Origin of the sequence: Roseomonas chloroacetimidivorans (assembly GCF_049629625.1) — a bacterium.
GTDB lineage: Bacteria > Pseudomonadota > Alphaproteobacteria > Acetobacterales > Acetobacteraceae > Roseomonas > Roseomonas chloroacetimidivorans.
In genome coordinates this window covers 1-2,803 of sequence record NZ_JBNBZS010000213.1, presented here as the reverse complement: position 1 = coordinate 2,803, position 2,803 = coordinate 1, and the positions used below count along the sequence as shown (strand labels likewise).

The 2,803-nt window shown below is 64.3% G+C and carries 3 protein-coding genes; all 3 read left to right on the top strand.

Annotated elements, in window-relative coordinates; all coding sequences use genetic code 11:
• Positions 1 to 629 precede the first annotated feature (629 nt).
• The 3 genes from ACO1BU_RS36665 (at position 630) to ACO1BU_RS36655 (ending at position 2,537) form a co-directional block, all read left to right on the top strand.
• Positions 630 to 1,412, top strand: coding sequence for a hypothetical protein (locus tag ACO1BU_RS36665; RefSeq protein ID WP_424140788.1), 783 nt, complete (start codon positions 630 to 632; stop codon positions 1,410 to 1,412).
• On the top strand, positions 1,390 to 1,665 hold the full coding sequence (locus ACO1BU_RS36660) for a hypothetical protein (RefSeq protein WP_424140787.1): 276 nt from the start codon (positions 1,390 to 1,392) through the stop codon (positions 1,663 to 1,665). The genes ACO1BU_RS36665 and ACO1BU_RS36660 overlap by 23 nt, the downstream gene beginning before the upstream one ends.
• A 71-nt stretch (positions 1,666 to 1,736) precedes the next feature.
• Positions 1,737 to 2,537 carry an IS5 family transposase gene (locus tag ACO1BU_RS36655; protein ID WP_424140789.1) on the top strand — a complete coding sequence of 267 codons (801 nt, stop codon included), beginning with the start codon at positions 1,737 to 1,739 and terminating at the stop codon, positions 2,535 to 2,537.
• The last annotated feature ends 266 nt before the right edge of the window (positions 2,538 to 2,803 follow it).

Sequence of the window (2,803 nt, the reverse complement as noted above, 5' to 3'; positions counted from 1 at the left end):
CAAATTAAACCTGCCTGCGCGCTCGAAGGCATTGCGGACCTTCCTCGACGGATGAACCCCCGAGGCAAGCCCGAACTTGGTGAGATCTGCACGGATGTGTTTGGACGCGCCGAGGCTTGTCGGGTTCGTTGCTCTCGTGGAGCATGCACAGGACGGCATGGTGCAGCCGTGGATCGGCCAGGGAGACCTGACTGCACAGCCGGAGCCGCGGGCTGGCGGGCGGGAGCAGGGAACTCGATCCAAGCTGTCCCCTCCGCGATGCCGAGCCAATGTGCGACAATCCGATGAAAAGCGATGGTTCCCGAAAAACTGAGTTGCAGTGCTCCACAACTCAGGATTTGAGTAACCGGAGCGGGTGTGGTCCGTATAACCGCTCGTGAGAGATGATGACTTCTACCATGGGATCACGGTGGTAGAGCTTGGGTCGAACCAGTGTCTCTCCCATTGACGTCGTTGCGGCGGCGGACACGGTTGGACGGGCGGATGACCCTGGAAGTTCGGGATCCATTGTGCGCCACGCTTTTGCGGCGGAGCACTGGAGTGACACGCACTTCCTTCGTCTCGCAGCGGGCGCGCAAGACGCTCGCAACATCGATGGGGAGGAGCGGATCATGTTGACTCTTCAGGCCGTGGAGCGCGAGCTCACCGGGGCGACCCTCGTTGCCGGCGTGGGAGACCCACGGGAGAACGCGTTCTGCCTGATGTCGCTCGTGGCGCATTTGGCAGGCGAACAGCACTCGGACCGACCAGACGCGGCTTCACCTCTCATTCGTGACTTCGCGGTCGTCATCAACGACGCTCTTCCGCATGCGCGGCGGCAAAGGCTAAAGCTCTACGCACCGCGCATCATTGGCACGAATGACGGCCGGGACGCTGAGCGGGCGGAGATGCTGCTGCGGGAAATGGCCCATGCCATCCTGCCCCGGCTTGCCTGTGAGGTGTTTCTGTTGCGGGCCCGGGCTCAGCGAGGCGGCCCACTCGGCCGGCTCAGGTCATGGATCGCCGCACTCCGCCTCGAAGGCCAAATTGTTGCGGCTTTGCGTGAGATCGAAGGCCAAGTTCCGTTGCAGTCAGTCAGACACCCCGGTGGTCTCACGGCGGGGCTTCTGGTGCTCGGCGCGAAGCAAGCGGCGTTTCCACGCCAGCGTGTCTGGTACTGGAGGGAGATGCTGTCCTTGCTCGACCGCCTGTGCGACCCTCCAGGCTTGATCCTCCGTGAGAAGGCGGTGCTCACGGCTCCGATCGACGCTGGTAAGGCGGATCCCGGTTCGAGGCTGGGTACCCCAAGCTCGCTGCGGCAGATCTGGCCCCGACACGGCATGCGGGAGCGGAGCGTGTGGCAGCCTCATGCGCAGAGCGCTCCTGATCTGCAGGAAGCGGTGGAATGGGGTGTACGACATGCTGCGGACTGAGGCGGGCCTTTCCCAAGCCGACCGGAAAGCGATTGCCCGGTTCGCCGCTCACCTGCCGCGCGCCTGGCTCCACATGCCGGTCACGCCTGACGATGCGGCCGGAGTTGCCTGGCTGGGTATGGGCACGAAAGTCTGGCGGATTGAACGCCACGGCGAACGTATGGTGCTGCTGAGGGAGCATAGCGGCGCCGCTCCGGTCGCCGCGAGAGGGCCGTTTGACCTTTTAATTCAGCTGGAACGCGCTTGTGCGTAAGAGGGTGTTTGGCAATTTTATTGCGTGCTGTCTGACGGGCATGCGGCCGGGCCAGCAACCATCTGGCTGTGATGTGCACCTTACCCTATCCCTCTGATCTGAGCGACGCCGAGTGGGCAGTCTTGTGTCCCCTCATCACCCCGGCGCGGCAGGCGGGACACAGACAGGTGCGCGACCTACGGCGGATAGTGGAGGCGGTGTTCTACCTCCTACGCACTGGCTGCCAGTGGCGGGCGATCCCGCATGAGTTCCCGCCCTGGCCTGCGGTGTACTGGCATTATGCGAAGTGGCGGCGCGCTGGCACCTGGGAGGAGGTCAACGCTGCCCTTCGCGAGCGCCAGCGGATCGCCCTTGGGCGCGCAGCCCAGCCGACAGCTGCCATCATCGACAGCCAGTCGGTTCGCAGCACCGAGGCCGGTGGGCCGCGCGGCTATGGCGGGGGCAAGAAGGTCACAGGCCGCAAGCGGCACGTGCTGGTGGATACGCAAGGCAACCTGCTCAAGGTCCGCGTCCCCCCTGCTGACCTGCACGATCACCGTGGCGCCGAGGTGCTGCTCCAGGGACTGGCTGCTCAGTTTCCGCTGATTGCGCTCATCTGGGCCGACACGGCCTATCGTGGCCTGGCGGACTGGCTGGCTTCCACACTCGGCTGGAAACTCTCCATCGTGAAGCACTGGTGGACCGGGCTGCAGGGTGTCTGGGTTGCTCCAGGTCAGTTGCCACCAGAGGTTCCACAGGGTTTCCACGTGTTGCCGCGCAGGTGGGTGGTCGAGCGAACATTCGCGTGGATCGGCCGCAACCGGCGCATGGCCAAGGACTGCGAACACCTGATGCAGACCGGCGAGATGCTCACCTTGCCAAACACTCTCTAACCCGCGTCATGCAGTGAATGCGTCTCGAACTTGCGTCTGGAGCATGGGCCATAAAGCGGCACGAAGGCATCGCTTGCTTCCGTAGGCCAGCTTCGACGCGCTTACCCCGTTTCTGGACCAGCGGAGACGACCCGTCCCTGCAGCGGATGAGGCCCGGGTCGCAGGCCGACCCGGTGGGATTCGGCCGAGCTGGACGCGATCTCTGCCAGATCCTTTCGAACGGGTGCTCGTCGGTTGCAGCGTTGAGGTGGACAGGTCCGCGGTCT

Bases quoted from the DNA above. Each gene is read 5' to 3' on its own strand.
- ACO1BU_RS36655 (WP_424140789.1), top strand. From the start codon at position 1,737: ATGTGCACCTTACCCTATCCCTCTGATCTGAGCGACGCCGAGTGGGCA.